Source organism: Geothermobacter hydrogeniphilus (genome assembly GCF_002898515.1).
Lineage (GTDB): Bacteria > Desulfobacterota > Desulfuromonadia > Desulfuromonadales > Geothermobacteraceae > Geothermobacter_A.
This window is the reverse complement of record NZ_PPFX01000003.1, coordinates 122,178-148,463: the sequence shown is the minus strand read 5'-3', so window position 1 is coordinate 148,463 and position 26,286 is coordinate 122,178. Positions and strand designations below refer to the sequence as shown.

23 protein-coding genes and 2 pseudogenes are annotated in these 26,286 nt (G+C 60.4%); 14 read left to right on the top strand and 11 right to left on the bottom strand.

The features are described from left to right. Window positions 1–785 (top strand): annotated as a pseudogene (locus C2E25_RS02625) (hypothetical protein); the annotation flags it as partial. Between the two features lie 156 nt (window positions 786–941). On the opposite strand, the gene C2E25_RS02620 reads toward C2E25_RS02625, so the two are convergent. Together C2E25_RS02620 and C2E25_RS02615 are read right to left on the bottom strand one after the other, a co-directional pair. After that, the gene (locus C2E25_RS02620) at window positions 942–2,474 is read right to left on the bottom strand and encodes a Fic family protein (RefSeq protein WP_103114237.1); all 1,533 of its coding nucleotides are present in this window, start codon (window positions 2,472–2,474) and stop codon (window positions 942–944) included. Window positions 2,475–2,729: 255 nt separating this feature from the next. Further along, entirely contained in the window at window positions 2,730–3,635 is a 906-nt protein-coding gene (locus C2E25_RS02615) for an AEC family transporter (protein ID WP_103114236.1), read from the bottom strand. Between the two features lie 252 nt (window positions 3,636–3,887). On the opposite strand from C2E25_RS02615, the gene C2E25_RS02610 reads away from it, so the two are divergent. The 4 genes and pseudogenes from C2E25_RS02610 to C2E25_RS02595 all read left to right on the top strand — a co-directional run bounded on the left by C2E25_RS02610 (window position 3,888) and on the right by C2E25_RS02595 (window position 7,215). Continuing rightward, the gene (locus C2E25_RS02610; protein ID WP_103114235.1) at window positions 3,888–4,073 is read left to right on the top strand and encodes a hypothetical protein; all 186 of its coding nucleotides are present in this window, start codon (window positions 3,888–3,890) and stop codon (window positions 4,071–4,073) included. A 12-nt stretch (window positions 4,074–4,085) separates the two neighbouring features. After that, a pseudogene (locus tag C2E25_RS02605) lies at window positions 4,086–4,694 on the top strand (peptide-methionine (S)-S-oxide reductase MsrA); the annotation flags it as partial. Between the two features lie 110 nt (window positions 4,695–4,804). Continuing rightward, window positions 4,805–5,302 carry a YcxB family protein gene (locus tag C2E25_RS02600; protein WP_103114233.1) on the top strand — a complete coding sequence of 166 codons (498 nt, stop codon included), beginning with the start codon at window positions 4,805–4,807 and terminating at the stop codon, window positions 5,300–5,302. Between the two features lie 221 nt (window positions 5,303–5,523). Further along, complete coding sequence (locus tag C2E25_RS02595; protein WP_103114232.1) at window positions 5,524–7,215, top strand: acyl-CoA synthetase; 1,692 nt, start codon at window positions 5,524–5,526, stop codon at window positions 7,213–7,215. Between the two features lie 30 nt (window positions 7,216–7,245). On the opposite strand, the gene C2E25_RS02590 is transcribed toward C2E25_RS02595, so the two are convergent. The 3 genes from C2E25_RS02590 to C2E25_RS02580 are packed head-to-tail and all read right to left on the bottom strand — an operon-like array spanning window position 7,246 to window position 9,636. Continuing rightward, window positions 7,246–8,373, bottom strand: coding sequence for a tRNA-queuosine alpha-mannosyltransferase domain-containing protein (locus C2E25_RS02590; protein WP_103114231.1), 1,128 nt, complete (start codon window positions 8,371–8,373; stop codon window positions 7,246–7,248). Beyond that, complete coding sequence (locus tag C2E25_RS02585; RefSeq protein WP_103114230.1) at window positions 8,373–8,624, bottom strand: YheU family protein; 252 nt, start codon at window positions 8,622–8,624, stop codon at window positions 8,373–8,375. The genes C2E25_RS02590 and C2E25_RS02585 overlap by 1 nt, the downstream gene beginning before the upstream one ends. A gap of 28 nt (window positions 8,625–8,652) precedes the next feature. After that, window positions 8,653–9,636, bottom strand: a complete 984-nt coding sequence (locus C2E25_RS02580; RefSeq protein ID WP_233189308.1) for a rhomboid family intramembrane serine protease — start codon at window positions 9,634–9,636, stop codon at window positions 8,653–8,655. A 243-nt stretch (window positions 9,637–9,879) separates the two neighbouring features. Between C2E25_RS02580 and C2E25_RS02575 the strand changes: the two genes are divergently transcribed. From C2E25_RS02575 to C2E25_RS02545, 7 genes are all read left to right on the top strand, one after another. Further along, the gene (locus C2E25_RS02575; protein WP_103114228.1) at window positions 9,880–10,329 is read left to right on the top strand and encodes a hypothetical protein; all 450 of its coding nucleotides are present in this window, start codon (window positions 9,880–9,882) and stop codon (window positions 10,327–10,329) included. A gap of 350 nt (window positions 10,330–10,679) precedes the next feature. Then, a complete protein-coding gene (gene hypD / locus C2E25_RS02570; protein WP_199177353.1) occupies window positions 10,680–13,040 on the top strand; it encodes a trans-4-hydroxy-L-proline dehydratase in 2,361 nt (786 codons plus the stop codon). 217 nt (window positions 13,041–13,257) lie between these two features. After that, window positions 13,258–14,166, top strand: coding sequence for a glycyl-radical enzyme activating protein (locus C2E25_RS02565; RefSeq protein ID WP_103114226.1), 909 nt, complete (start codon window positions 13,258–13,260; stop codon window positions 14,164–14,166). A gap of 126 nt (window positions 14,167–14,292) precedes the next feature. Then, window positions 14,293–15,609 carry a hypothetical protein gene (locus C2E25_RS02560; RefSeq protein ID WP_103114225.1) on the top strand — a complete coding sequence of 439 codons (1,317 nt, stop codon included), beginning with the start codon at window positions 14,293–14,295 and terminating at the stop codon, window positions 15,607–15,609. Next, entirely contained in the window at window positions 15,606–16,517 is a 912-nt protein-coding gene (locus C2E25_RS02555) for a DMT family transporter (RefSeq protein ID WP_103114224.1), read from the top strand. The genes C2E25_RS02560 and C2E25_RS02555 overlap by 4 nt, the downstream gene beginning before the upstream one ends. Continuing rightward, window positions 16,514–17,410 carry a DMT family transporter gene (locus C2E25_RS02550; protein WP_103114223.1) on the top strand — a complete coding sequence of 299 codons (897 nt, stop codon included), beginning with the start codon at window positions 16,514–16,516 and terminating at the stop codon, window positions 17,408–17,410. The genes C2E25_RS02555 and C2E25_RS02550 overlap by 4 nt, the downstream gene beginning before the upstream one ends. A 98-nt stretch (window positions 17,411–17,508) precedes the next feature. Next, on the top strand, window positions 17,509–17,850 hold the full coding sequence (locus tag C2E25_RS02545) for a zinc ribbon domain-containing protein YjdM (RefSeq protein WP_103114222.1): 342 nt from the start codon (window positions 17,509–17,511) through the stop codon (window positions 17,848–17,850). 127 nt (window positions 17,851–17,977) lie between these two features. Here C2E25_RS02545 and C2E25_RS02540 read toward each other — a convergent pair whose 3' ends face one another. The 6 genes from C2E25_RS02540 to C2E25_RS02515 all read right to left on the bottom strand — a co-directional run bounded on the left by C2E25_RS02540 (window position 17,978) and on the right by C2E25_RS02515 (window position 24,504). Continuing rightward, window positions 17,978–18,619, bottom strand: coding sequence for an SAM-dependent methyltransferase (locus C2E25_RS02540; protein ID WP_103114221.1), 642 nt, complete (start codon window positions 18,617–18,619; stop codon window positions 17,978–17,980). Further along, a complete protein-coding gene (locus tag C2E25_RS02535) occupies window positions 18,616–19,128 on the bottom strand; it encodes a YbhB/YbcL family Raf kinase inhibitor-like protein (protein WP_103114220.1) in 513 nt (170 codons plus the stop codon). The genes C2E25_RS02540 and C2E25_RS02535 overlap by 4 nt, the downstream gene beginning before the upstream one ends. A 12-nt stretch (window positions 19,129–19,140) precedes the next feature. Next, window positions 19,141–20,817, bottom strand: coding sequence for an energy-dependent translational throttle protein EttA (gene ettA, locus C2E25_RS02530; RefSeq protein WP_103114219.1), 1,677 nt, complete (start codon window positions 20,815–20,817; stop codon window positions 19,141–19,143). Between the two features lie 440 nt (window positions 20,818–21,257). Next, window positions 21,258–21,668 carry a GFA family protein gene (locus tag C2E25_RS02525; RefSeq protein WP_103114218.1) on the bottom strand — a complete coding sequence of 137 codons (411 nt, stop codon included), beginning with the start codon at window positions 21,666–21,668 and terminating at the stop codon, window positions 21,258–21,260. 11 nt (window positions 21,669–21,679) lie between these two features. After that, complete coding sequence (locus C2E25_RS02520; protein WP_103114217.1) at window positions 21,680–22,318, bottom strand: COG3650 family protein; 639 nt, start codon at window positions 22,316–22,318, stop codon at window positions 21,680–21,682. Between the two features lie 2 nt (window positions 22,319–22,320). Further along, window positions 22,321–24,504 (bottom strand): FAD-dependent oxidoreductase, encoded by a 2,184-nt coding sequence (locus C2E25_RS02515; RefSeq protein ID WP_103114216.1) that lies wholly within the window; start codon window positions 24,502–24,504, stop codon window positions 22,321–22,323. A gap of 293 nt (window positions 24,505–24,797) precedes the next feature. On the opposite strand from C2E25_RS02515, the gene C2E25_RS02510 reads away from it, so the two are divergent. Both C2E25_RS02510 and C2E25_RS02505 read left to right on the top strand, forming a co-directional pair. Further along, window positions 24,798–25,277, top strand: a complete 480-nt coding sequence (locus C2E25_RS02510) for a prepilin-type N-terminal cleavage/methylation domain-containing protein (RefSeq protein WP_158247096.1) — start codon at window positions 24,798–24,800, stop codon at window positions 25,275–25,277. 45 nt (window positions 25,278–25,322) lie between these two features. Then, window positions 25,323–26,240 (top strand): hypothetical protein, encoded by a 918-nt coding sequence (locus C2E25_RS02505; RefSeq protein ID WP_103114214.1) that lies wholly within the window; start codon window positions 25,323–25,325, stop codon window positions 26,238–26,240. The last annotated feature ends 46 nt before the right edge of the window (window positions 26,241–26,286 follow it).

Genomic DNA, 26,286 nt, shown 5'->3' with positions numbered 1-26,286 from the left:
TATGCTGTTGCGCTACATATATTCAGAGAGTCGAATGTAGTTTTGCAAGAGGCTCTATGAATAAATTTTTTTTATTGGCGTGCTTCGTTGTAACTTTTATCGCTTTTGGGTGTGCTCCTTTACCACAAAAAGATGTTTTTGAGATGCCACCTGCTGCAGATGGTAAACCAACATACGTGAGTATGACTGACAATGTACCTGAAATTGGAGAGCTAGCTGAAGTGTATCTAGGCGACAGGATGCTTGTTCAAAGAACGGGTCAATACAAAGACTGTGTTGTTCCTAAATTTGGTGCAGAAAAAAGCGTGATGGGTTTTATCGCATCCATTAAAATTGACGAGCCATTATGCAAAAGGGAAAAAACAGACAGTTACTATTATCCGAATTACATTAATTACATCAGATCTGATGGTAAGTATGGTCAAATAATTAAGTTAGTTTTCACAAAAGATGATAAAGGTCTTATTTCAGTCGCTCAATCAGCAAACGGTATGGGTATAAATCTAGCAAAAGGGAAGACTCTACAAGACTTCGAAATAGGTCCATATTTTTTATATGCCGAGAACTCATTCCAACGGTCAATTGAATATGCGGGCAAGAGCGGGTCAGTTCTAAGATTTTTATACACTGAAACTAAAGATAATATGGCAAGGACAGCGTTCAATCGTGAATTCACTGTTGATATGAAGGATGGGAATGTTGCCGCATTTAAAGGTGCTATTATTGAAATAATCGAGGCAAACAATTCAAGTATTAAATATATTGTAAAAAGGCACTTCAGATAAAAAGTGAAACCAACGGGGACGTTGTTAAGAAATTCACTTTTCCCCCTCATGGAAGGAGAAGATCTGGCGGGTGTTTTTCGTTGGACGTGACAGTAGCGCCTTTGTGTACAGAGATAGTTATCATCAGACACATTCGCCTCTGGCGGGGTGATGTTTTCATTTGTCTCCTGTGTTCGCCTCGGACATCTCCCGGACAATGAATCGCGTAAATTCCAGAATGTTCCCCTTGGCAGAGGCTTCCTCCAGAGAGTCCATATAACGGGTTCGGCTTGTCATGCGGATGACGGTCCACGGATACCCCCCAGAGGCGAGCATCGTGTTCATCAGAAAGCGTCCGAGCCGCCCGTTTCCATCCATGTATGGGTGGACAAAAACAAAAAGAAAATGCCCGAGCACTGCCCTGACACCGGGGTGGGGCTCTTCGGAAAGAAGCCGGAACAAAGCTTCCATGCAATCCAGAACGGAGGACGAGGGAGGGGGCACATGTTGGGAGCCTCTGATATACACCGGCTGGTTCCGGTATCCGGCCAGTTCGGAAGGTTTCCAAATCCCTGCCTGAACAGAAGGGGAAAACATCTGTGCGTACCAGGTCTGGTGGTCGATTGAGACAACATCCCCCGCCTTCCCCCCGGCAAGAATTTTCCTGATGCTCTCCTTAACAGCCTTGAAGGCGAGGTCGTATCCTTTTGCGGCCAGGGCATTTCCATGGAGCCGGTCATGTTCATCCCCGTCGGGGTTCCAGTCTCCCTTGCGCACCTGCTCAATCAGTGCAGGCGTTACCTGGTATCCCTCGATGGACAATGAGTTGTAGGCATCACTGGGATATCTCTCTTCAATTTGCAGCAGGTATGCCTGATGGTCCTCGGGAATTCCGGGAGAAGCGGGGAAATTTTCCACGACCGTTTCCCTCATCGACTCCCACATGAACTCGATCCTGCCGACATAGGGAGACAGGACCCTTTTTCCTCCGGCGAGAAAAGAGATCTTTTTCTTAAAGGGATTGACCGCTTTGACCGGGTAGCCTCCCGCCTCCATGCTGCTGACGATCTGGTCTGCAAATTGGTCAAAGCCGAGAGCATGGTAGGCTCCAGACAATCGCGAGGCGGCTGCGAGGTTGCCGTTATCGAGTAGAATTCTCAAAAGGCCCGAAACATCACGAACCATGCGCAGGGCAAGTTCAGCGGTGGTCGAATTTTGCTTGAAGAAGGATGGTGACGCCTTGCACAGGGCCATCGGCAGGTCCATGACCCATAGGCCGTTTGAGCGGGTCCTGTCGGCAGGGAAGTTTTTCTGGTCGGTGTAGATCAGCAACGAAGTATCAAAGGGCAGATTCAGCTTTTGTGTCCCCTTGGCCTTTACGATAACAACCAGTTGGCCAGGGACAATGGTTGACCCGGTATGGAGCAACAGCGACGACTCGGACGACAGACAGTAATCGTCACCAAAACGTTCATCAAGATAGGTTGCGACGAATGTCCAGTAGGAGGCGAACCAGGGTGTGCTGCTACCATCATTCACCGACGGACGGGTGATGACATACCACCCCTTTACGACTTCCATGAGGTAGCCGTTTTGAACAAGCCTCTCTCGATGCACCCTGCTGATCTGTGCCGATCGAATGACGCTTTTGGGTTCGAGCTGCCTAAGCACCTCCAATGAGGTTGCCAACTTCTCCCTGGGGGTAGCCATGAATTTTCCTGTCAGAAAATTACTTTGTTTTCATGCATCTCAATAACTATGTTTTTATGCCATGACAATACTTTGTTTTCATGCCTCTCGTCAACTTTGTTTTTGTGTGCTGGGGGAGCTGTTCTGGACGGAGGAAAACGTAAGCAGATTCTTTTACTCTACAGAAGGTCGATTATGTAGAGTAAACAAAGAAGGGCGGGGGTCAGGTCTTGAAAAATCACCTTTTACGGGTCATGCTTTGTTTCCCTCAGCCGACTAGAGCAGCACCATGGTCAGGGTCAGTGTTGCCAGGCTGGCCAGGGTCGAGACCAGGACCACGGAGGTGACGAAATCGGGAACGATACCGTTTTCCCTGGCGATGATCGCCACCAGGACGGCGGTCGGCATGCCGGCCTGGAGGACGCCGGCGGCAAAGTCGATCTGCCCCAGGCCGAAGGACAGGGCGATCAGGGCGGCGAGGGCCGGGGCCAGCACCAGGCGGATGGCGGAGGCGGCAAACACGTCCGGCGACAGTCTGACCCGCTTTTGCTCCAGCAGTTGCAGGCCGAGGGCGAACAGCATCACCGGAATCATGGCATCGGCCAGCAGGCCGATCATTCGCGACAATACCAGCGGGACGGCCAGGTGGCTGTTGGCGACCGCCAGGCCCGGTATCGTCGCCCAGAGCGCCGGGGTTCTCAGCAGTCCTTTCAGGGCCCCCGATCCTCCACCGCGCGCCCAACCGGCGGCACTGACACAGACCGCGAAGGCGACGATGGTGATGGCGACAAAGTAGATGGTCGCCGGGGCCAGCGCCGCTTCGCCCAGCCTGAAGCGGATCACCGCCAGTCCATAATTGCCTACATTGCCGAAGGCCGCGATCATTACGAACGCGGCGATCATTTCCCGGGAACGCCCCAGCAGTCGGGCCAGTCCGCCGGCGACGAGCGCGGCGAGCAGGTGGGTGGTCGCGGCGACGCCGATCAGTTTCGCCGCGGCGGAGAGGGGGATGCCGGACTGGCTGAGAGCCTGGAAAATGAAGGCCGGAACGAAGACGTAGTAGGCGACCCGGGTCAGGGTCCGGGCCTGCAGGGCGAGGCGGTTTCCCAGCAGGTAGCCCAGGGCGATGATGCCGAAAACCGGCAGAATGACGTTGAGAAAAACAGTGAAGAGTTCTGACATGGGGGTTCCGTGGACGGGGTCGCGGCCTTTCGGGGAGGCGGTGGTTGCCCACTGTGTGCAGGCATGGGCATTCAGGTCATTGGGTCGTGTCAGCACAGCCTTTTTGTCATTGAAAAATCGGAATGTCAATCCCGAATTGTCAATGACAACTCTGAATCCGTGGGTTCATGGTGGATGAAGAGTGCAAGGGATTGATCTGCTCTACCGTGCGGGGGCTGCACCTGACCTGGGGAACCTGCTAGACTGAATCCCATGAACAGAAACAGAAAGATCCTGACCGGGATGCTGGGTCCCCTTGTCGTCGGACTGCTGCTTTTTGCCGTCGGCCGCCTGGAATCCGCCTCCCCTGCCGCAAAGGAGCCCCGCATGGCAACCAGCGAACATCCCCTCACTCATCCGGCCGGCCCGACCCGCTACGCATTGTTCGGCGTCGGCTGATTCTGGGGCGTCGACTCCCGGTTCGGGAGTCTGCCAGGCGTGGTCGGGACCACGGTCGGATATGCCGGCGGTACCACCCCGCAGCCCGAATACCGCGCCATGGGGGATCACACCGAAACCCTGCGGGTCGAGTACGACCCGGCGCGGATTGGCTACGACGCGCTGCTGGAGGTGTTCTGGAGCCTGCACGATCCGATGTCCCAGTCCCACCTGCGCCAGTACCGCAACGTGGTCTTCTATCTCGACGCGGAGCAGAAACGTCAGATCGAGGTGTCTGCGGAACGGATCCGGCAGCGGACCGGGCGGCCGGTCAACACCGCCATCGAGCCGGCCGGGGTTTTCACCGCGGCGGAAGATTATCACCAGAAGTATTACCTGCGCGGCGCCGACCGGTTGCTGCAGGGGCTGCGCGGCAATTATCCCGATGAAAAGAGCCTGATCGCCTCCACCGCCGCGGTCCGCATCAACGGTTTTCTCGGCTGTCATGGCGATCCCGAAACCCTGGCGACCGATATCGCCGCGCTCGGGCTCCCGGAGACGATGCAGCTGGAGCTGCTGGAGTACCTGACGCTCAGGTGCCGTAATTTTCGCGGCGTGCCATGCAACCTGCCGCGGCAGTGATCTTGACCCGCGGGGACAGTCCCTCTCTTCAAAAGGGACTGTCCCCTTCACCCAGCGCCCAGCGCTAAAATCGCTTCCTTCCCGCGGATAACTCTGGCACCATAGGCCCCATGTCCAAGCCGATCATCCTCAGCTTTGATCTCACCCGCGATCTCTGGCACCGGTTCTACGAAGCCCACTATGGCTGCGATACGTCCCTGAAGTGGCGCACCCTGTGGGGGGGCTGCTGCATCGTCATCGGCAGCATGGGGTTCGGCGGCTTTTACCACGCGCCGGTGATTGCCTCACTGCTGCTTTTCACCGGCTTTTTTGGCGTGCTGTCGAAACAGCTGCTGGTCATCAAGTCCCTGCGCGGGGCCGGTGGTCATCCCTTTTTCGGCAGGGAACTGACCGTGGCGATCACGCCGGAGGAGATCGCGGTACGCAGCGGCAACGAGGGCTACCGCCAGCCCTGGGGGAACTTTATCGGCTACCGCGTGCTTGATCCCGGCCTGCTGCTCTACCACGACCGCAGCTCCTTCTTCTTCATCCCCGCCTCCTGCATGTCGGCCGGGGACGCGAGGCAGGTTGTCGAGATTGTCGCCGCGGCCGGGGTGGAAAAACTTTGAATCGGGACACTCCCCCTCACTACCGTCTCCTTTCATTATCGCCGGTGTAAATGCCGGTGACACCCCTGATGGATCTTTTTCGGGTCTGCCGAAACAGATTTATCCTGTAATAACAACAAGATATTCTCTTCATAGCCATTAGAACGCTGTTTGGCATTCTCCTTGCCTTTCCCTTTGACGAATTGATTTTTTGTTGCCTGATCAATGCGAAAGGGAGAACCATGAAAATGACAGCGAACACTTACGACAACCTGCCGGTGAACCTGCACGGGCCGAACATGCTCGATTACGAGGAGACGGTCGCGACCTACCAGTTCACCATTCCCGAGTACTTCAACTTCGGTTTCGATGTCCTTGACCGCTGGGCCAAAGATCGCACCAAGCTGGCGATGGTCTGGGCCGACCGGACCGGGGAGGAGATCCGCAAGTACAGCTTCTATGACCTGCAATGCCTCTCCAACCGCTTCGCCAATGTTCTGCGCGACCTCGGCTTCAGGAAAGGGGACCGGCTGTTCGTGATGGTGCCGCGGCAGGTTGAATGGTACGCGGTCATGCTCGGCTGCTTCAAGCTCGGGGTCATTCCCCTGCCGGGTCCCAATATCCTCGTTCCCAAGGATATAGCCTACCGGATCAACCAGGCCGAGGCGGTCGGCGCCGTGGTCTGGCACGAGAACGCCGAAAAGCTGGAGGCGGCAAAAGGAGATTGCCCGAGCCTGAAGCACCTGGTCAGTCTCGGTGAGAAACGTGACGGTTGGCATTCCTTCGAAGAGCTGATGGCGCAGGCTTCGCCGCGACTGTCACGCGACGAGGTTGAACCGACCCGCGCCGACGATGTGATGCTGATCTACTTCACCTCTGGCACCACCAGGTTTCCGAAGATGGTACCCCACACCCAGGCCTCCTACGGTATCGGCCATATTATCACCGCCAAGTTCTGGCAGGATCTGAAGCCGACCGACCTGCACTGGACCCTCTCCGACACCGGCTGGGCCAAGGCCGCCTGGGGCAAGCTGTTCGGCCAGTGGCAGATCGGCTGCGCGATCATGGTCCACGACGCCGACGCCAAATTCAACGCCAAAACCCACCTCAAACTGATGGAGAGTTGCGGCGTCACCACCTTCTGCGCGCCGCCGACCGTTTACCGGATGCTGGTGCTGGAGGATCTGAGCCGCTATGATCTCACCGGCATCCGTCATTCGTTGGCCGCCGGCGAGCCGCTCAATCCGGAGATCATCAAGGTCTGGCAGGAGCACACCGGCACCACCATTTACGACGGTTTCGGCCAGACCGAGTCGGTCAACCTGATCGCCAACTACCCCTGCATGGAGATTCGTCCCGGCTCGATGGGCAAGCCGACCCCCGGCTTTGTGGTCGAGTTGATCGACGACGACGGCAACCCGGTGCCCCAGGGGGAGGAGGGGAACATCGCCGTCAGGGTCAAACCGGAGCCGCCGGTCGGGCTGCTCGGGGAGTACTGGCGCAACGAGGAGGCGACCCGCGAGTCGTTCGTCGGCGACTGGTACTACACCGGCGACAAGGCCACCAAGGATGAGGACGGTTATTTCTGGTTCGTCGGCCGCGCTGACGATGTGATCAACGCCTCCGGTTACCGGATCGGTCCCTTCGAGGTGGAGAGCGCCCTGCAGAGCCACCCGGCGGTGGCCGAAAGCGCCGTGGTCGGTTCACCCGACCCGCTGCGCGGCACCATCGTCAAGGCTTTCATCATCCTGTCACCCGGCTTCGAACCGAGCGATGAACTGGTGACCGAGATCCAGGAGCACGTCAAGGCCGAGACCGCGCCCTACAAGTACCCGCGCGAAATCGAGTTCATGAAGGAATTGCCGAAGACCATTTCCGGCAAGATCCGCCGCGTCGAGTTGCGGCAGCGGGAAGAGCAGAAGAAAGCGCAATGATAGCGGGAGCCGATCGGGCCGTTCAGGTTTTTATCTCACCTGAGCGGCCCGATTCGTGACCAGCTTTTCCATCAACCCGTCATAGCGCCCGGCCCATTCCGCCCAGTCGTAGCCGGCAACATGATCGTGCAGTTTTTCGGGCGGCGGAGTCGGGTCGGTCAGCATCGTCCGCAGTTTCTTCAGCAGTCCACCGTCATCCTTATAGAGGAAACAGCTCCGCAGTTCTTCAGGCAGGTGTTCCGGGTAGGCGAGGCGTTCGGGCAGTAGCGGTGTGCAGCCGCAGTAGATCGCCTGGACCACGCTGGCGCCGAAGAAGTCGTGACGGGAGGTCACCGGCAACAGGTCCGCGCGCCACAGCCAGCGGGCGTAGTCGGCGAAGCTCTCAGCGTAGCCGAACTGGACGATCCGGCTGCCGAGTCGTTTCCTCGCCTCGGCAAAGACCGGTGGGGCCTTGCGGTAGGATTCGCCGAGGACCGCGACCTCGAACGCCAGTCCTTCATCCCGCAGCCGGTAGAGTGCCTGGAAAAAGTCTTCCGGGTTCTTGTCATACTCCCAGCGATGGTTCCAGAGAATCAGCGGCGGGTCGTTCTTTTTCTTTCCCCGCGGCTGATGACGATCGAAACGCTGCAGGTCAAGCCCGAGCGGCAGGACAGAGCTTTTGGCTTCGAGCTGAGCGACACTCTGCAGTTCATTCTGATCGGGAAAACTTTTCAGGAAGGCAGGCAGTTCACGAAAGAAGTCCTCCCGGTGGTAGCGGGAGTTGAACAGCACCGCGTCGGCGGCCAGGGCGCTGGTGTAGTTGATGAAGGCGTAATGGGCGTCGCGCTGTTTTCCGGGGTCGGCGTCCGCCGGCGACCAGGGATAGCTGAGCTGGTTTTCGTGGCAGTAGAGGGAGACCGGCAGTCCGGCGGTCTGGTCCCGGGTGAGAGCGAGGAAGGTTGTCAGGTCGAGCATGTCGCCGGCCAGCAGCAGATCCGGCTGCAGCTTGCGTTCGTGAAAGCGGCGCGCCAGGGTCACCGCGCCACCGTGCATGCGCCACTTCCAGTGCCGGCCGGGCAGGGTCAGCAGCTCGACCCGGTGGCGGCTGCGACGGGCGTATTCTTCGGCCCAGGCGGCATGAGAGCCGCTGTGAAAGGGTTCAATCAGACAGATATTCATCACGTCTTCCGTTCATCGCCGGCCACGAGATTGGCTGTTTCACTCTTCAGGTCGAAGACCACCCGGACCCGGCCGTTGCGCAACTGCCCCAGGACCTGCTCGACCTTCTCTTCCAGGCTGCAGCCGTCCTGGTCCCAGTCGGCGCCATCGCGACTGACAAACTCCTGGATCATCCGTCTGAGGGTGTCGGGATTGATTTGTTCCCAGGGGACCTCGATACCCTCTTCGGTCTGGCACTTGTTGTTTTCCATCCTTTACCTTTCTTCGGGCAGTTCCGGGTCAAGTCAGAGCGTTCCACCAGGCCAGCAGTACCAGTACCGCTGACGAGAGGCAGAGCAGGCGGTTGAGATTCGGACCGGGGCGCCCAAGGCGGTCAATAGCGAATTCCGCCCCCAGTCCGAGGCCGAAGCCGCAGGCAAAGCCGAACAGGTGGGCGCCGAGATCGGTATTTTCTCCTGAAGAGCCGAGCAGTGCCAGCAGGCCGAGGGCGGCGGCGATCGGCAGCGGCCAGCGGCGGCGCAGGTGGTGGCGGTAGCGGACCAGGCTGATGGCGGCCAGCAGGCCGACGGCGCCGAAGATGGCGGTTGAGGCGCCGACGGCGCGGTGGGCGGGATCCTGCAGCAGGGCGTTGACCAGATTGCCGAGGGCGCCGGCCGCCAGCAGCAGGCTCCAGCCCAGCCCGGCGCCGAGATCACGGCAGAGACGAATAATGAAGACGCTGCCGATCAGCAGGTTGCCGAGCAGGTGTAGCCAGCCGGAATGCAGGGTCAGGGAGGTGACCAGCCGCCACCATTCACCGGCGAGGATCTTTCCCGCGTGCGCGTTGCCGAGCCCCACCCAGTCGACCGGCTGATGGCCGGCGAGACGGATCGGTTGCAGGGTCAGGTCGAAGAAGACACCGACCGCCAGCAGCGTCAGCAGCGAACCGAGCAGGTGGTCACTCGGCGGCGGCAGGGGCGGCAGCGGCGGCGGCCAGTTGTGGTTCTCCTGCTCGTAGAGGCGCAGCTCGGCGCGGGCGCGGGCGAAGCTTTCGTCCGGGACCCACAGCAGCCAGCCGGGACCGCAGGGCTCGGCCTGGAAGAGAAACCCGCGTGCCTCCAGTACCAGCGACCAGCTGCGGAATTGCCGGCGGGAGAGCGGCAGCGGTTCTCCTTCCGCGGCCAGGTCGGGGCGGATCGGCTGCCATTCGGGCTGGCTGAAAGGTGGAGGCTGCTGCTGTTCTTCCATGGCCGACAGGATGCCAGATCGGGTTGGGGGCGTCACGTAAAAACCTTGGAAAGGCGCTAGTACCATGTAACCTATAATCTTTCGCATCTTGCTGGTTATTTTCCGCGTCAGCTGCGTTGCGCTTCACCGCTTCATAGCTACGGCTATGCAGCGGAAAGCGCGCCTTGTCGACACGGAAAATCCCGGCGCAATATTGCGAAATCCTATGAGTTACAGGGTACTAGGCCGCCTTTCCGCACTGTTCGTGGTATGCTGAAAAGGTCTCCCTAGGAGGTGCGTATGGACTTTCCCGAACTGCCCATGCCGGTACTGTTTCTCGTCTTCCTCTGGCTGTTTCTGCTGATCGGCTTTGTTCCGCTCTGGAAAAAGGCGCGGGCAAAGATGCGTCGACTTCGTAAGGAGCGCGGTGCGACAGCGGAACGACCGGAGGATCACTGGCACACCGAACAGAATGATCCCGCCCTTGCCGCGTCCGGCGGCCTGAGCGACTACGAAACCCTGGTTCTCAGAAGGCTGGCGCAGACTGGCGGGAAAGGTCTGTCGCGCAGACAGTTGCGCGCCGAGCTGTTCATGGATCAGGCTATTTACGCAGCAACTCTCGAATCCCTGCATCGGCGCGGCATGATCGGCATCGCCCTGACCATCTGGCGCGGCGTGCGTTTTCAGTTGACCCGCAGGGGATTTGACTACGCCGTTTCACAGGGGTTTGTTCCCATCCTGCGCAGCTGAAAAGGCAGGTTGAGCAGGGATTTTTCGGATAATGAAGGTCGGGGTGTGGTCTTGACTCTATCCTGTTCCTCCCCGCAGGCATGCTTTTTCAAATAAAATATTCAAAAATGGGTAAAATGGCTGTTCGTATGGCTCGGTTTACACGTGAAAATTCCCCGATTCCGGCAGGTTGAGAGTTGTGACCGGTTGGCACCGTCGTTGCTCTTGAAATGAATGGCCTGACCATCCGTGCCATCCACGTCGAAGGAGTGAGCGCCATGTCGTACGTAGAAACAATTGTCACCCCGCAGCGCAAGCCGGCCGCCGAGGGAAATTTCTATCCCGATAACGGCAACCCGATCGGGCCGGGGATGAACCCGCGCATCCAGCGGCTGCGCAAGCTCTCGGTCGAGACCGAGCCGAGCCTTTCCATCGAGCGGGCGCTGCACGAAACCGCCTTCTACAAGGAGAACTACGGCAGGTACGCGATGCCGGTGCTGCGGGCACTTAATTTTCTCGATCACTGCCGGAGGAAGACCATCTATATCGGCGCCGATGAGCTGATCGTCGGTGAGCGCGGGCCGAAACCGAAGGCGGTGCCGACCTTCCCCGAGCTGACCTGCCACAGCGTCGAGGATTTCCAGATCCTGCGCAGCCGCGAGCAGCAGCGCTACACCATCAGCGATGAGGATATTGAAACCTATGCCCGCGAGGTGATTCCCTACTGGCAGGGCCGCACGGTGCGGGAGCGGATTTTTGGTCACGTGCCGGATGAGTGGCGGGCCGCCTACCAGGCCGGGCTGTTCACCGAGTTCATGGAACAGCGCGCGCCGGGGCACACGGCGCTGGACGGCACCATCTACCAGTGCGGGATGCTTGATTTCAAGCGGCGCATCGCCGAGCGGATCGCCGCCCTCGATTTTCTGCACGACCCCGAGGCGACCGACAAGCTGGAGGAACTGAAGGCGATGGAGATCTCCTGCGACGCGGTGATCCTGTTCGCCGAACGGCATGCCGAACGGGCCGAACAGCTGGCGGAGGAAGAGGTTGACCCGCAGCGTGCCGCCGAACTGCGCGAAATCGCCCGCGTCTGCCGCAAGGTTCCGGCGCACAAGCCCGACAGCTTCCACGAGGCGATCCAGATGTACTGGTTCGTGCATCTCGGCACCATCACCGAGCTGAACGGCTGGGACGCCATGAATCCCGGCCATTTCGACCAGCACCTGGCGCCCTTCTACGCGAGGGAGATCGCCGCAGGAACCCTGACCCGCGAGCAGGCCAAGGAGTTGCTCTGCTGCTTCTGGATCAAGGTCAACAACCATCCGGCGCCGCCCAAGGTCGGCATCACCGCCCGCGAGAGCGGTACCTACAATGATTTCACCAATCTCAATATCGGCGGCATCACCGCTGACGGCAGGGACGGCGTCAGCGAGGTCTCCTACATCATGCTGGAGATCGTCGAGGAGCTGCACATCCTGCAGCCGGGCAACGCGGTGCATATCAGCCGGGTGACCCCCGACCGTTTCCTGGAAGCGGCCTGCAGGGTGATCCGCCAGGGGCACGGCTATCCCTCGGTCTTCAATCCCGACATCTACGTGGTCGAACTGTTGCGTCAGGGGAAATCGCTCAGGGACGCACGCGAGGGAGGCTGCAGCGGCTGCATCGAGGTCGGCGCCTTCGGCAAGGAGGCCTTTATCCTCACCGGCTACCTGAACGTGCCGAAGATTCTCGAAATCACCCTTAACAACGGCGTCGATCCCCTGACCGGCAAACGGGTCGGCATCGAGACCGGCGATCCGCGGGTCTTTGAGAGCTATGAGGATCTCTACGCCGCCTTCGTCAGGCAGCTGAATCATATTGTCGATCTGAAGATCCGGGTCAGCAACTACATCGACCGGATGTTCGCCAGGTACGCCCCGGCACCTTTCCTCTCGGTGGTGATCGCCGACTGCATCGACAAGGGACGCGACTACTACGACGCCGGGCCGCGTTACAACACCAACTACATCCAGTGCACCGGGCTCGGTACCGTCACCGACAGCCTCGCGGCGCTTAAGACCCATGTCTTCGAACAGCGGACCTGCAGCATGGAACAGCTGCTCGCGGCGCTGGCGAAGAATTTCGAGGGGGAGGAGTTTCTGCGCCAGACCCTGGTCAACAAGACTCCCTGCTTCGGCAATGACGACGACCGCGCCGATACCATCGCCCTGCAGGTCTACGCCGACCTGCTCAAGGCCATCGACGGCAAGCCGAACACCAAGGGGGAGAGCTTCCACCTCAACATGCTCTCGACCACCTGCCACATCTACTTCGGCAAGATGCTCGGCGCCACCCCCAACGGCCGCTTGGCCGGCAAGTCGATTTCGGATGGCACCTCGCCCTCGCACGGCGCCGATACCCGCGGCCCCTCGGCGGTGATCCGCTCGCTGACCAAGCTTGACCATACGATGTCCGGCGGCACATTGCTGAATCAGAGATTTCTGCCGAGCCTGCTGAAGCGTGACGAGGACATCAAGAAGCTGGCCGCGCTGATCCGCGGCTACTTCACCCTCGGTGGGCACCACATCCAGTTCAACATCGTCGATACCGCCACTCTCAAGGCGGCGCAGGCGCACCCCGAGGATTACAAGGATCTGCTGGTGCGCATGGCCGGCTACAGCGACTACTTCAACGATATGAACGCCGATCTGCAGCAGGAAGTGATCGAGCGGACGGAAAATGAATCTTTCTGAAAGCGTGGGCCGCCAAGGCGCCAAAACGCCAAGAAATTCAAAAGTTCTTAACGCAGAGACACAGAGGGGCAGAGGCGAAGAGAAAGAAAAGCCATTCGGGTTTTGAGTTTAAACCCATAAGCTAAGGTTTGATTTTCTTTGTGTCTCTCCCCCTCTGCGCCTCTCCGTTAAAAAAGTTTTCTTGGCGTTCTTGGCGCCTTGGCGGCAGGATTTTACCATGACTGAATCTCTCATCTTCGATATCAAGCGCTACGCCATTAACGATGGCCCCGGCATCCGCCTGACCGTTTTCTTCAAGGGCTGTCCGCTCGCCTGCCGCTGGTGCCACAACCCGGAGAGCCTTTCCCCGCGCGCGCAGAAGCTGTTCACCGCCGTCCGCTGCATCGGTTGCGGCGAGTGCGTCAAAAGGTGTCCCGAACAGGCCTGTGAGTTGACTCCGGCGGGGATCGTCACTGATCTTGAACGCTGCCGGGTGTGCGGCGCCTGTGCCGAGATCTGCCCGTCGACGGCGAGCGAGATCTCCGGCCGCGCCTACCGGGTGGAGGAGCTGCTGGCGATCATCGAGAAGGAGCGGCCCTTCTTCGATCAGTCGGGCGGCGGGGTGACCTTCTCCGGCGGCGAGCCGCTGCAGCATCCTGAATTTCTGCTTGAACTGCTTGCCGCCTGCGGAGCGCGCGGTATCCATCGGACCGTCGATACCTCGGGACTGGCCGGCCGAGAGATCCTGCTCAAAGTGGCGGAGCAGACCGAGCTGTTCCTTTACGATCTGAAGCTGATGGATGCCGAACGGCACCGGCAGTGGACCGGGGTTGACAATGGCCCGATCCTCGCCAACCTGCGAGCCCTGGCGGCCGCCGGCGCCGAGATCCGCATCCGCATCCCGCTGATCAGGGGAGTCAACGACGATCCCGTCAACATCGAGGCGACCGCCCGCTTCATCGACGGACTGCCCGGAGGACCGAAGCTGGTCGACCTGCTGCCCTACCATGGGATCGCGGTCGGCAAGCATCTGAAGCTGGGGCAGGAGTACCCAGCTGACGGTATGGTCGAACCGACGGCGGAGGATCTGGAGAGAGTTGTCGCCAGATTTGCCACCTATGGCGTCACGGCCACGGTTGGGGGGTGAAGGGGAAAGGCGGTTTTCGCGTCTTGAGCGGGTAAGGCGAGCGGGCGGCGAACCGGGATTTTTCTGCTGGCTCCTGAATCCGGTCTCCTGTATTCTCCATCTTTTCCCCGTAAACGTCTATTTTTCATGACCGCATCCGCCGAGCGTCTGACATATTCCCGCATCTTCCGCTTCTGGTCGCCGCTGGCGACCACCTGGCTGCTGATGGCGGCCGAAGGGCCGTTGCTGGCGGCGCTGATCGCCCGCATGGAGGCCCCGGTGCCGAACCTGGCGGCGTTCGGCGTGGCTTACGCTTTCGCCCTGGTGGCCGAGGCGCCGGTGATCATGCTGATGAGCGCCGCTACCGCCCTCTGTCGCGACGCGGAATCCTACCGGCGGTTGCGGAGTTTCACCCTGCTCTTGAGCGGCGGGGTGACGTTGCTGCTCGGAACGCTGGTGATTCCGACGGTTTTCGACCGGATCTGCGTGCAGTGGATCGGTCTGCCGCCCGAAATCGCCGAACCGACCTGGCAGGCGCTGCTCTGGCTGCTGCCCTGGCCCGGGGCGATCGGGCTGCGGCGTTTTTATCAGGGGGTGCTGATCGCCGACGGCCGGACCCGTCGGGTCACGGTCGGTACTCTGGCGCGGGTCAGTTCGATGGCGGTAAGCGGATTTACCCTGGCGGCGGTCGGGGTGTTGCCCGGCGCGGCGGCCGGCGGCCTGGCCCTGGCGGTCGGCGTGGTCGCCGAAATGCTGGTGGCGCGGCGTCTGACCCGTCCTTCGATCAAACGGCTGCTGCGGCTGTCGGGAGAAGGAGAACCCCTCGATTTTCGCGGCATCACGCGGTTTTACCTGCCGTTGGCGATGACCCCGCTCATTGCCCTGAGCGTGCAGCCGGTGGTCACATTTTTTCTCGGTCGGGGACGTTTTCCGATCGAATCACTGGCGGTGCTGCCGGTCCTCTACGGCCTGACCTTCATCTTCCGTGCTCTCGGGCTCTCCTACCAGGAGGCGGCCATCGCCCTGGTCGGGCGCAAGCTGGAGCATCGCCGCGAGGGGGGGCGTTTCGCCCTTGTCCTGGGCTTTTTCTGTGTCGCCACGCTCGCCCTGATCGCCCTGACGCCGCTGGCAGACCTCTGGTTACGGGGGATCTCCGGGTTGGAGCCGACCCTGGCGGATTTCGCCCGTCTGCCGCTGATGCTGATGTGCCTGCTGCCGGGGATGACGGTCTGGATCACCTGGCAGCGTTCACTGCTGGTGCTGGCCAAGCGCACCACCCCGGTCTCGACCGCCACGGCGGTGGAGGCGCTGGCCATCCTGGCGCTGCTGGCACTGTTCATCCCCTGGCTCGACTGGCCGGGGATCAGCATCGCCGCCCTGGCCCTGACCGCCGGGCGAATGCTCGGTATCTGCTACCTGATGCCGCACTGTCGACGACTGGCGGAGGTTCCGATTTCAAGATGAGTTCTACCACCGAACATAACACCACCGTCGGGGTCTTTTTCGTTCTCGGCGCGGCCCTGCTCTGGGGCACGACCGGCACCGCCCAGGCGTTCGCGCCGGCCGGGTTCGATCCGCTGGTGATCGGCACCCTGCGGCTGGTGGTCGGTGGCATCGCCCTGCTTGTGCTGGCCGGCAGTCGTCGGGAAATCGGTCCTCCGGGGAACTGGAAGCCGCTGCCGGTGTTTCTCGCCGCGCTGTTTACCGCCGGTTACCAGCTCTGCTTCTTTGCCGCCGTCGCCCGCACCGGTGTGGTTGTCGGCACCATTGTCGGCATCGGTTCCTCGCCGATCGCCGGCGGCATTCTCGGTTACCTGTTTCGTGGCGAACGTCCCGGCCGTCGCTGGGGGCTGGCGACCGTCCTGGCGATTGTCGGCTGCGGGCTGCTCAGTCTCGGCGGCGGCCCGCTGCGGGCCGATCCGCTCGGGATCCTGCTGGCGCTGGGGGCCGGTGCTTCCTACGCCGCCTACACATTGGCGATCAAGGGACTGCTGGAGCAACATTCGCCCAATGCGGTGATGGCGGTGGTGGTCTGTGTCGGCGCGCTGCTGCTCTCTCCGCTGATGGTCGGTCGGGATCTCGGCTGGCTGCTGCAGCCGCGGGCGCTGCTGGTGGTGCTGCACCTGGGCCTGGCGACCATGGCGCTCTCCTACTGGCTCTTTGCCCGCGGCCTGCAGCGGGTGCCGATCGCTACCGCGGTGACCCTGTCGCTGGCGGAACCGATGACCGCCAGCCTGCTGGGCATTTTCGTCCTCGGCGAGGTACTCACTCCGCAGGCGTTCACGGGTATCGGCCTGATCTTTTCCGGACTGCTGATGCTGGTGCTGCCGGCCGGTCTGCGGCTGCGCGGCAAGGGGAGGGGAGTCCTGTGAAAAACCAGCGTCGGGCGATGATCTACGGCCTGGCCGCCGTGCTGCTCTGGTCGACGGTCGCCTCAGCTTTCAAGCTCTCGTTGCGCTACCTTGAACCGGCGCACCTGCTGCTCTACTCCGGGGCCTTCTCGACCCTGCTGCTGGCGGTGATCCTTGTCGCGCAGGGGAAGTTCGGTCAGATCTTCCACTGCCGGCCGCGCGAATACGGCATGTCGCTGCTGCTCGGTCTGCTCAATCCTTTTCTCTACTACCTGGTGCTGTTCAAGGCCTATGATCTGCTGCCGGCCCAGCAGGCCCAGCCGCTCAACTACACTTGGGCGATCACCCTCAGCCTGCTGGCGATCCCGCTGCTGGGACAGAAATTCAAGGGGAAGGAGTTCGCGGCGCTGCTGCTCAGTTATGCCGGGGTGGTAGTGATCTCCACCGAGGGGGATATCCTCGGGCTGAATTTCACCGAGCCGCTCGGGGTCATCCTGGCATTGGTCAGCACGGTCATCTGGGCCCTCTACTGGATTTTCAATACCCGCGACAAGCGCGACCCGGTGGTGGCGCTGCTGGTCAATTTTCTCTTCAGTTTCCCCTTCGTCCTCGGCTACAGCCTGCTGTTCACCGACCTGCGGATGCCGCCGTTGCCGGGATTGCTCGGCGCCGCTTACGTCGGTACCTTCGAGATGGGGTTCTGCTTCGTCCTCTGGCTGCTGGCGATGCGTTATGCCGAGAGCACGGCGCGTATCAGCAACCTGATCTTCATCTCCCCCTTCCTGTCGCTGGTGCTGATTCACTTTTTGGTGGGAGAGCGGATTCTACCGGCGACTCTGGTCGGTCTGGTGCTGATCGTTGCCGGGTTGCTGGTGCAGCAGGTCGAAATAAAAGCAAAGGCGGCTAAGGGCTAAGGGCCAAGGGCTAAAGGCTAAAGGCAAGTGCCGGTGGAACGGGGGCCGTCCTTCTTGTGAAAGGGCTTGTCCCCCTCGCAATGAAAAAGGAGTGATTTATGAGTGAATGTCCGAACTGTCCCGAATGCGGGTCCGAGTACGCCTATGAAGACCGGGGGTTGTTTGTCTGCCCGGAGTGCGCCCACGAGTGGTCGGCCGAGACTGCCGCCGACGGTGGTGAACAGATAAAGGTGTGGCGTGACGCTCACGGCAATATACTGGAAGACGGCGACACCGTGACCGTGATCAAGGACCTGAAAATCAAGGGCTCCTCGGCGGTGGTCAAGGTCGGCACCAAGGTGAAGAATATCCGCCTGGTCGACGGTGATCATGACATCGACTGCAAAATTCCCGGCATCGGGGCGATGGGGTTGAAGTCGGAATTTGTGAAGAAGGGGTGAAGGGGCTGGAGGCGGTTAAAGGCGAAAGGCTAAAGGCTAAAGACGAAGGGCGAAGGGCGAAATTCAGGCCTACGGGGACAGTCCCCCTCATTCAAGGGGACTGTCCCCTTCATCTGTAGGACAGGTTTCATGCTCCCGCGGCCGGTTTGACCGCCACCCCCCGGAGCGCCCGGCGCACGATGACCGGTACTCCTTCCATGCGCAGATCCTCCATGGTTTCCAGTTCGAACCCGGCTTCGCCGATCAGTTCCCCGGTAGCGCGGGTCAGGTGACAGTTGCCGCAGGTGCGTTTCCAGAGGGGTTCCAGGGTGTGCTGCCAGAAACTGATGCCGGGGTGTTCGGAGAGGACATGTTCGAGGAAATAGAGCCTTCCGCCGGGGCGCAGCACCCGGTGGATTTCCCGCAGGGCGACGGCGGGGTCCTTGACCGAACAGAGGACCAGGGTCGAGATCACGGCGTCGAAGCTCCGGTCGGGGAAATCGAGCTGTTCCGCGCCGCATGTGAGCAGTTCCGGTGGGGTCGGCTGCCGGTCGAGCTTCTTTTCCAGCCGGACACGCATGTAGGGGTCGGGTTCACTCAGCACCAGGCGTTCGACCGTGACGGGGTAGTGGGGCAGGTTGAGTCCGGTACCGCTGCCGACCTCCAGCACCGTACCGCTCACTCCAGCCAGCAGTTCCCGTCGCCAGCGGCTGAGAAAACGACGCTCACTGGCGGCGAGGGCGCGGTCGTAAACGGCGGCCAGCAGCCGTGCCGGCAGGTCGGTCATCATTTGTGATAACGGCCGAGCAGCTCGGCCCGCTCCAGGATATGTCCGCGCATGGCACGGCGCAGCTGTTCGGCACCCGGTGGTCGGGAAAAATCGAGTCGGCGGTCGAGAGCGAACAGCCGGAAGATATAACGATGAGTGCCGGAGGGTGGGCAGGGCCCGCCGTAGCCGGTTACGCCCCAGCTGTTGCGACCGCTGTCGCTGCCCGGCGGCAGCTTCGTCAGTTTCTCGGGCAGGCCGGGCAGCCGCGGCGCAAGGTTGTAGAGCAGCCAGTGGACCCAGGTGCCGGCTGGGGCGTCCGGGTCGGTCAGGGTCAGGACCAGGCTTTCGGCGGCTGTCGGGACCCCGGTCCAGCTCAATGGTGGTGAGATATTTTCACCGGTGCAGGTATAGACGCCCGGGATTGCCGCCTGGTCGGCAAAGGCCGCTGAACGCAATTCCAGGGCGTTGGCGGTCGCTCCCAGAATCAGGAACAGTATCAGGGTGCAACAGAATCGAACAGAACCGTTCATCTCAGGCCTTCCTCAGCGGGTCAGGCTGCGGTAATGGATGCGGTGCGGCTGGTCGGCGTCCCTGCCGTGGCGTTTCTTGAAATCCTCTTCGTATTCCGAATAGTTCCCCTCGAACCAGACGGTCTGTGAATCCCCTTCGAAGGCGAGAATGTGGGTGGCGATGCGGTCGAGGAACCAGCGGTCGTGGCTGATCACCACCGCGCAGCCGGCGAAGTTCTCCAGCGCCTCTTCCAGGGCCCGCAGGGTGTTGACATCAAGATCGTTGGTCGGTTCGTCGAGCAGCAGCACGTTGCTGCCGGAGCGGAGCATCTTGGCCAGATGCACCCGGTTGCGTTCGCCGCCGGAGAGGGTGCCGACCTTCTTCTGCTGGTCGGAGCCGGAGAAGTTGAAGCGGGCGACGTAACCGCGCGAGTTGACCAGCCGGCCGCCGAGATCGATCTGTTCCTGGCCGTCGCAGATCTCCTCCCAGAGAATCTTGTTCGGGTCGAGTGTTTCCCGCGACTGGTCGACGTAGGCGAGCTTGACCGTTTCGCCGACCCGGATGCTGCCGGCGTCGGGCTGTTCCTGGCCGGTGATCATGCGGAACAGGGTGGTCTTGCCGGCACCGTTGGGGCCGACCACGCCGACGATGCCGCCGGGCGGCAGGCGGAAGCTCATGTCATCGAGCAACAGCTTGTCGCCGAACGACTTGCTCACCCCCTCGGCCTCGATGACGACGTTGCCGAGTCGCGGCCCCGGCGGGATGAACAGTTCCAGTTCCTTTTCCCGGACGGCGGCCTCCTGGCCGAGCAGCTTCTCGTAGGCGCTGATGCGGGCCTGACTCTTGGCGTGGCGTCCTTTCGGCGACATGCGGATCCACTCCAGCTCGTTGGCTAGGGTCTGCTGGCGTTTCGACTCGGTCTTTTCTTCCCGGCGCAGCCGCTCCTGCTTCTGCTCCAGCCAGCTTGAATAGTTGCCTTTCCAGGGAATGCCGTGGCCGCGGTCGAGCTCGAGAATCCAGCCGGCGACATTGTCGAGAAAGTAACGGTCATGGGTGACGGCGATGACCGTTCCCTCGTAGCGCTGCAGGTGCTGTTCGAGCCAGGAGACGGTCTCGGCGTCGAGATGGTTGGTCGGTTCGTCAAGCAGCAGGATGTCCGGTTTCTGCAGCAGCAGGCGGCAGAGTGCCACCCGGCGCCGCTCGCCACCGGAAAGGACCTTGATCGGGGTGTCGGCCGGCGGGCAGCGCAAGGCCTCTTCGGCCAGGTCGAGGCGGGAATCGAGATCCCAGGCGTCGAGGGCGTCGAGCTTGTCCTGTACCCTGGCCTGGCGCTCGCAGAGCTTTTCCATGTCGGCGTCGGGGTCGGCGAAGGCGTTGTTGATCTCTTCGAATTCGGCCAGCAGATCGACGGTTTCCTGTACCCCCTCCCGGACCACTTCACGCACCGTTTTGTTCTCGTCGAGCTGTGGCTCCTGCTCAAGGTAGCCGACCGTGTAGCCTGCCGAGAGCACCGCCTCGCCGTTGAATTCGGTGTCCACCCCGGCCATGATTCGCAACAGGGTCGATTTGCCCGAGCCGTTGAGGCCAAGGACGCCGATTTTGGCGCCGTAGAAATAGGAAAGGGAAATATCCTTGATGACCGGCTGCCGGTTGTAGTTCTTGCTGACCCGCATCATCGAGTAGATGATTTTTTTCGTATCTTCGCTCATGAAAAACCTCTGGGAAGGATTGGGCCGCCAGAAAGGCAGAAACGCCGGGAAATTTTTTTCAACGGAGAGGTGCAGAGATGGAGAGTGTGCAGAGGAAACACGTAAATTGTTGCTGTTTTTAAAACCAAGAAGCGGTTTCTCTCCGACTCTGCATCTCTCCGCCTCAGCGTTGAAGAATATTGCTATTGAAGTTCCTGGCGTGCTTGACGTTTTGGCGGCAGGTGTATTTATGGAACCCCGGATTTATACACCATCCCCGTCGGCCGAAACAAGCGTTTTAGGAGGCTGTAGACTATCCATGAACTGGCTGCAAATCCGCGCGTTCGGCCCATATCCCAGCTCCATTTTGCCCCATAGCCACTGCTATGAGGCTGCAATCGAGCCGAAATCCGTGCTCAAACGCTCGAATTTTCGCTTCAGCCTGTATAGTCAACAGCCTCCTATTTGCCGAAGGCTTCATTGAAGCTCGGGATGGCGTCAATCTCCCTGACCCAGCCGAGTTGGCTGGAACAGAAGATGTTGGCATTCGGCGTCACCGTTCCGGCTTCATCGAGAGTGCCGAGAAAGACCATCCGGTAATCCGGGTAGCGGGTGTTGGTATTGAACAGCGGGGTGCCGCAGACCGAGCAGAAATGCTTATGGACGCGTTCCGAAAATCCGTAGTCGACGAGCTTGCATTCGTCATCCCGCAGCTCAAAATATCTGCCGGGAAGCACCGCATAGCTGGTGAAGGCCGAGCCGTTGTGGCTGCGGCACATGCCGCAGTGGCAGTTGACCGCCTGGCGGATGCGGGTGGTGATGCGGTAGTGGATGGCGCCGCAGGCGCAGCGGCCGGTGATCGGTTCGGACATGATAGTCTCCTTTAGTGCTGGGCCCGGCCGCAGCCGCGCAGCTTCCGGCCGTCCAGTTCGAGTTCAACCCGGGTTTCGAAGGCTTCGCCGCTCATGTCGTCGCGGCAGGCGACCCCTTCCAGCAGGATGTTCAGACGGTGATCAGGCGTGCTGGTGACATACCGGGTCTGTCGGGCCTGCCGGTCGGTCTGCGGGGGCGGTGAGGGGAAGGTGAAGCGGTCCCGGCCGTAGTTGCTGACCAGCACGATCTGCTCTTGATCAATCTCCAGGAACCAGCCAGGCTCGTTGCCGGTGGCGCGAAAATCGACCCCGCGCAGCTTGGCATCCTCCCAGATCGAACGCGCCCTGTTGACACTGCAGTCGTAGGTCGTGCCGTCCGGGATATCCAGCAGCGCCGTGTCTCCCTTGTTCCAGAAACGGATATTGCCATTGCCGTAGCGGTTGCCGGAGTCGGCGGAATGGACAAGCGGCAACGCGACCGTCTGCCCGGGAAGGAAGAGCCAGGTCTGCCGCGGACGGATATCGGCGACGAATTCGACCCCGTTGCCGCATTCGTAGACCAGCACCTGGCCGGGGCCGGAACTGGACCGGGACGGTGCGGCAGAACAGGCCGTGAGCAGCAGCGCGAGGACTGTCAGGGTCTTCAGCATCTTCAGTTTTCCCCGCCGGGTTCGGCCGGGTTTGGTGCCGAACCCTTTCCCCGCCGTCGACGGTGGAACTTTTCGACCCAGCGCAGCAGACCTTCCGGCGCGTGTTCCTTTTTCCACAACCCGGCCGCCATCTTGTTGGCTTCGGCCATGGTCGGGTAGATGTGGATGGTACCGAGGATCTTGTTCAGTCCCAGCCCGTGTTTCATCGCCAGGACGTACTCCGCCAGCAGGTCGCCGGCATGGGCACCGACGATGGTGACGCCGAGAATCTTGTCTGAGCCCTTGCGGGTGAGAATTTTCACCCAGCCGTGGTCCTCGGAGTCGGCGATCGCCCGGTCGAGATCGTCGAGGCCGTAGCGGGTGACCTCGAAGGCGATGCCCTGCTGCCGCGCTTCGCGCTCGTTGAGACCGACCCGGGCCACCTCGGGGTCGGTGAAGGTACACCAGGGGACGACCCGGTAATCGGTTTTGAATTTCTTGAAATCTCCGAACAGGGCGTTGACCGCGGCGTACCAGGCCTGGTGCCCGGCGGTGTGGGTGAACTGGTAGGGACCGGCAACATCTCCGGCACAGAAGATGGTCGGGATGTTGGTGCGCAGGAAGGGATCGACCTCGATGTTGCCGCGTCCGTTGAGACGGACGCCGAGTTCCTCCAGTCCGAAGCCTTTGGCATTGGGGCGGCGACCGACGGCGATCAGCAGTCGGTCGAAGGCGACGCGTACCTCGCTGCCCATATGGTCGCAGATCAGGACCTGCCTGCCGTCTTCGACCCGTATCTCGCGGGCGACGTGTTCGGTCAGCACACGAATCCCCTCGGATTCGAATTTTCCCCGAATGTAGTCGGCAGCGTCGGCATCCTCGCGGCCCATGATGCACGCCGCCATTTCCACCTGGGTGACCTCGCAGCCGAGGCGGGCAAAGGCCTGGGACATTTCGCAGCCGATTGGCCCGCCGCCGAGGATGACCAGTCTTTCCGGTTTTTCGCGTAATTCCCAGAGGGTGTCCGAGGTAAGGTAGTCAACCTGTTCGATCCCCTTGATCGGCGGGATGTAGGGGGCGGCGCCGGTGGCGACGACGATCGCCCGGGTGGTCAGGGTGCGGCCATTGACCTCGACGCTGTAAGGGGAGGTGACGCGCGCCTCGCCTTCAATGCAGTCGACGCCGAGTTCGCGGTAGCGTTTCACCGAGTCGTGGGGTTCGACCCTGGCGATGACACTCTGTACGCGTTCCATCACCTCGGCGAAATCGAACTCCGCTTCCATCTTCCGCAGGCCGAACTCCCCGGCCCGTCGCGCGTAGCTGATCATCTTCGCGGAGCGGATCAGCGCCTTGCTCGGTACGCAGCCGGTATTGAGGCAGTCGCCGCCCATCCGGTGTTTTTCGATCAGCGCCACTTTCGCCTTGACAGCGGCGGCGATGTAGGACGTGACCAGACCTGCCGAGCCGGCGCCGAGAACCACCAGGTTGTAATCGAAATGTTCCGGTTTGGGGTGTCTCGCCATAGTCTGGCGCGTCTTGACAACTTCCATGACCTTTTTGGCGATCAGCGGGAAGAGACCGAGGATGACGAAGGAGATGACGAGACCGGGGGAGAGGATGCCCGCCGCCGATTCGATCCGGCCGAGCTGGGTGCCGGCATTGACATAGACCGCGGTGCCGGCCAGCATCCCGACCTGGCTGACCCAGTAGAAGGTGCGGACTTTCATCGGCGTCAGGCCCATCACCAGGTTGATGACGAAGAAGGGGAACAGGGGGACCAGTCGCAGTGAAAAGAGATAGAAAGCGCCCTCGCGTTTGACCCCGGCGTTGATCGCTCCGAGCTTGTCGCCGAAACGGTTCTGCACCCAGTCGCGCAACAGGAAGCGCGAGACGATAAAAGCCAGGGTGGCGCCGATGCTGCTGGCGAAGGAGACCACCAGGATCGCCGCCCAGAAGCCGAACATCGCCCCGCCGGCCAGAGTCATGACCGTTGCGCCCGGCAGAGACAGGGCGGTGACCAGGATGTAGATCGCCAGGTAGATGGCCAGGGTGCGGACGGTATGTTCGGCATAGTAGCTGTCGAAGGCGGCCTGTTGGGATTTCAGGTAATCGAGAGTCAGAAAACGTCCGAGGTCGAAGATGAAGAATGCCGCGATGAGCAGAACGACGACGGCGACGATGATCAGGCGGGATTTGTGACCGGTCATGGATGATCCTTTGGGAATGAAGTCGGGGTTGCAATCACTTCACACCGGACTGCGCTTTGAAGAATATCATCCAGCTGACATAAGGTCACCCTGGTTGATGCGTATTTTTGCGGATTGGGCACGGAAAATGCTTTTAAGTGCGGATAATTTTGCAAAAGGGAAGGCCAATTTTATCAGCTTCCTTTCGTCGCGCCTTGTGAAAACGCGGTCGGGAGTTTTTTGGCGTTAAGAAATTTTATGGATTGAACATGAAAATGGTTGAGCGACACATATCGGGACAGGAGATGGCGAAGGTGGCCCGAAAAGAACCTTCCCTCGTGGTCCGGAAGGGGGTATTCGGCTGTCGGGGATTTTCACTCATTGAGCTGATCGTTGCCATGGTGATTATTGCGGTCCTGGCTGCCATCGCCATACCGCAGATGAAGCGCTTTGTTGAGAGGACCAGGTTCTCGCGTGCCATGTCCGAACTCCGCAGTATTGAAAAGGACATTATTTCCTTCGCTCTCAGCAATGACAGCTACCCGAATTCGCTTAATGACATCAACCGGGGCGGGATGAAAGATCCCTGGGGGAACCCTTATCAGTACGCCAATCTTGCCGGTGGGACGCCCCCGCGACAGAGTATGTTCTTTACCGACCTGAACACCGATTTTGATCTCTACAGCATCGGTCCTGACGGGGTGAGTCAGCAGGTTATTTCGGACCCGGCCAGTCTGGATGATGTTGTTCGGGCCGGCGATGGCAGCTGGGTTGGCAGGGGAGAAACGTTCTAGATCTTATCGAGGCCATGCCGCCTTGATTCATTATGGGTGAAAGTCATGCAGTGCGCTTGTCCAAAATGTAAAGCGACCATCGAGATTCAGGAACTGGAAATCCCTGTCGAGGGGGAATTTCAGTACTGTTCTGAATGCAACGAAAAATACTGGGTCGGCCGCGAAGATTTCACCCTGCGTGTCTACCGGAAACAGGGCAATATCTATTGTTCCGATTGCGGCCATGAACTCGGGTGTGAAAACCTGTGTCTTAATTGCGGCTCTTTTTTCCCCGCCTACATTCTGGTTCAGGAAGGTCGGCCAGCTGTACGAAAACAGCAGAGAAGCGGCTTTTTCCTTGCCCGGAAGCCGGTTCGCAGGGCGTCTGAACCTGTCAGGCTCAAAGTCGAAGCTGAAAAAATAACCGGTTCGGGGATTGACAGACGCTGGCTGGCCTATTCCGTCCTGGCGGTTCTGGTTGTGGTTCTGGCGGTTGGGGCAACTGGACTGTACCGGTCTTATCAGCAGCAGAAAGCCTATGCACGCAATTTTGTCATAGCGCTGTACGGTATTAAATCAGGTGTCGACCTGAACCTGAAGGCCGCCGCCGCCCGGACCGCCGCCTGGCGGAAACAGGAAGGTTCAATGGCCGTTCTGGCTCCTCCGCCGGCGGAGAAAGAGCGGCAGCGGCTGGCCAAGGTCAAGGGCGCTATTGATACCGCTCTGGAGGCCCTTGGGGAAACTCCGGAGCCGGCTGTCGCCGCGCGCCAGACTCTCGACCAACTCTATTCCGCTTATCTGAAGCTTTATTCCCTCAACCAGGAAAACCCCTCCTCTTTGGAAGATTTTCTCGACCGTCAGAACCGACTCAAGGGAAAATTCTTCAAAACCGCCGAGACATTGAAAAGTCAAATGCCGGACAATATCATGGAGGAACTTCGTGACGCGATTCCAAAGTACCGGAATTTGAGTTTTCTTATCTGATCCCCCTCCGTGGACTCCTGTTCCGGAGAGACGGTCATGGTTTTCC

Bases quoted from the DNA above. Each gene is read 5' to 3' on its own strand.
- C2E25_RS02610 (WP_103114235.1), top strand. From the start codon at position 3,888: ATGAACAGAAACAGAAAGATCCTGACCGGGATGCTGGGTCCCCTTGTC.
- C2E25_RS02505 (WP_103114214.1), top strand. From the start codon at position 25,323: ATGCAGTGCGCTTGTCCAAAATGTAAAGCGACCATCGAGATTCAGGAA.
- hypD (WP_199177353.1), top strand. From the start codon at position 10,680: ATGAACCCGCGCATCCAGCGGCTGCGCAAGCTCTCGGTCGAGACCGAG.
- C2E25_RS02540 (WP_103114221.1), bottom strand. From the start codon at position 18,619: ATGATGACCGACCTGCCGGCACGGCTGCTGGCCGCCGTTTACGACCGC.
- C2E25_RS02520 (WP_103114217.1), bottom strand. From the start codon at position 22,318: ATGCTGAAGACCCTGACAGTCCTCGCGCTGCTGCTCACGGCCTGTTCT.
- C2E25_RS02515 (WP_103114216.1), bottom strand. From the start codon at position 24,504: ATGACCGGTCACAAATCCCGCCTGATCATCGTCGCCGTCGTCGTTCTG.
- C2E25_RS02585 (WP_103114230.1), bottom strand. From the start codon at position 8,624: ATGGAAAACAACAAGTGCCAGACCGAAGAGGGTATCGAGGTCCCCTGG.
- C2E25_RS02595 (WP_103114232.1), top strand. From the start codon at position 5,524: ATGAAAATGACAGCGAACACTTACGACAACCTGCCGGTGAACCTGCAC.
- C2E25_RS02565 (WP_103114226.1), top strand. From the start codon at position 13,258: ATGACTGAATCTCTCATCTTCGATATCAAGCGCTACGCCATTAACGAT.
- C2E25_RS02560 (WP_103114225.1), top strand. From the start codon at position 14,293: ATGACCGCATCCGCCGAGCGTCTGACATATTCCCGCATCTTCCGCTTC.
- C2E25_RS02600 (WP_103114233.1), top strand. From the start codon at position 4,805: ATGTCCAAGCCGATCATCCTCAGCTTTGATCTCACCCGCGATCTCTGG.
- C2E25_RS02575 (WP_103114228.1), top strand. From the start codon at position 9,880: ATGGACTTTCCCGAACTGCCCATGCCGGTACTGTTTCTCGTCTTCCTC.
- C2E25_RS02615 (WP_103114236.1), bottom strand. From the start codon at position 3,635: ATGTCAGAACTCTTCACTGTTTTTCTCAACGTCATTCTGCCGGTTTTC.
- C2E25_RS02555 (WP_103114224.1), top strand. From the start codon at position 15,606: ATGAGTTCTACCACCGAACATAACACCACCGTCGGGGTCTTTTTCGTT.
- C2E25_RS02545 (WP_103114222.1), top strand. From the start codon at position 17,509: ATGAGTGAATGTCCGAACTGTCCCGAATGCGGGTCCGAGTACGCCTAT.
- ettA (WP_103114219.1), bottom strand. From the start codon at position 20,817: ATGAGCGAAGATACGAAAAAAATCATCTACTCGATGATGCGGGTCAGC.
- C2E25_RS02525 (WP_103114218.1), bottom strand. From the start codon at position 21,668: ATGTCCGAACCGATCACCGGCCGCTGCGCCTGCGGCGCCATCCACTAC.
- C2E25_RS02535 (WP_103114220.1), bottom strand. From the start codon at position 19,128: ATGAACGGTTCTGTTCGATTCTGTTGCACCCTGATACTGTTCCTGATT.
- C2E25_RS02620 (WP_103114237.1), bottom strand. From the start codon at position 2,474: ATGGCTACCCCCAGGGAGAAGTTGGCAACCTCATTGGAGGTGCTTAGG.
- C2E25_RS02590 (WP_103114231.1), bottom strand. From the start codon at position 8,373: ATGAATATCTGTCTGATTGAACCCTTTCACAGCGGCTCTCATGCCGCC.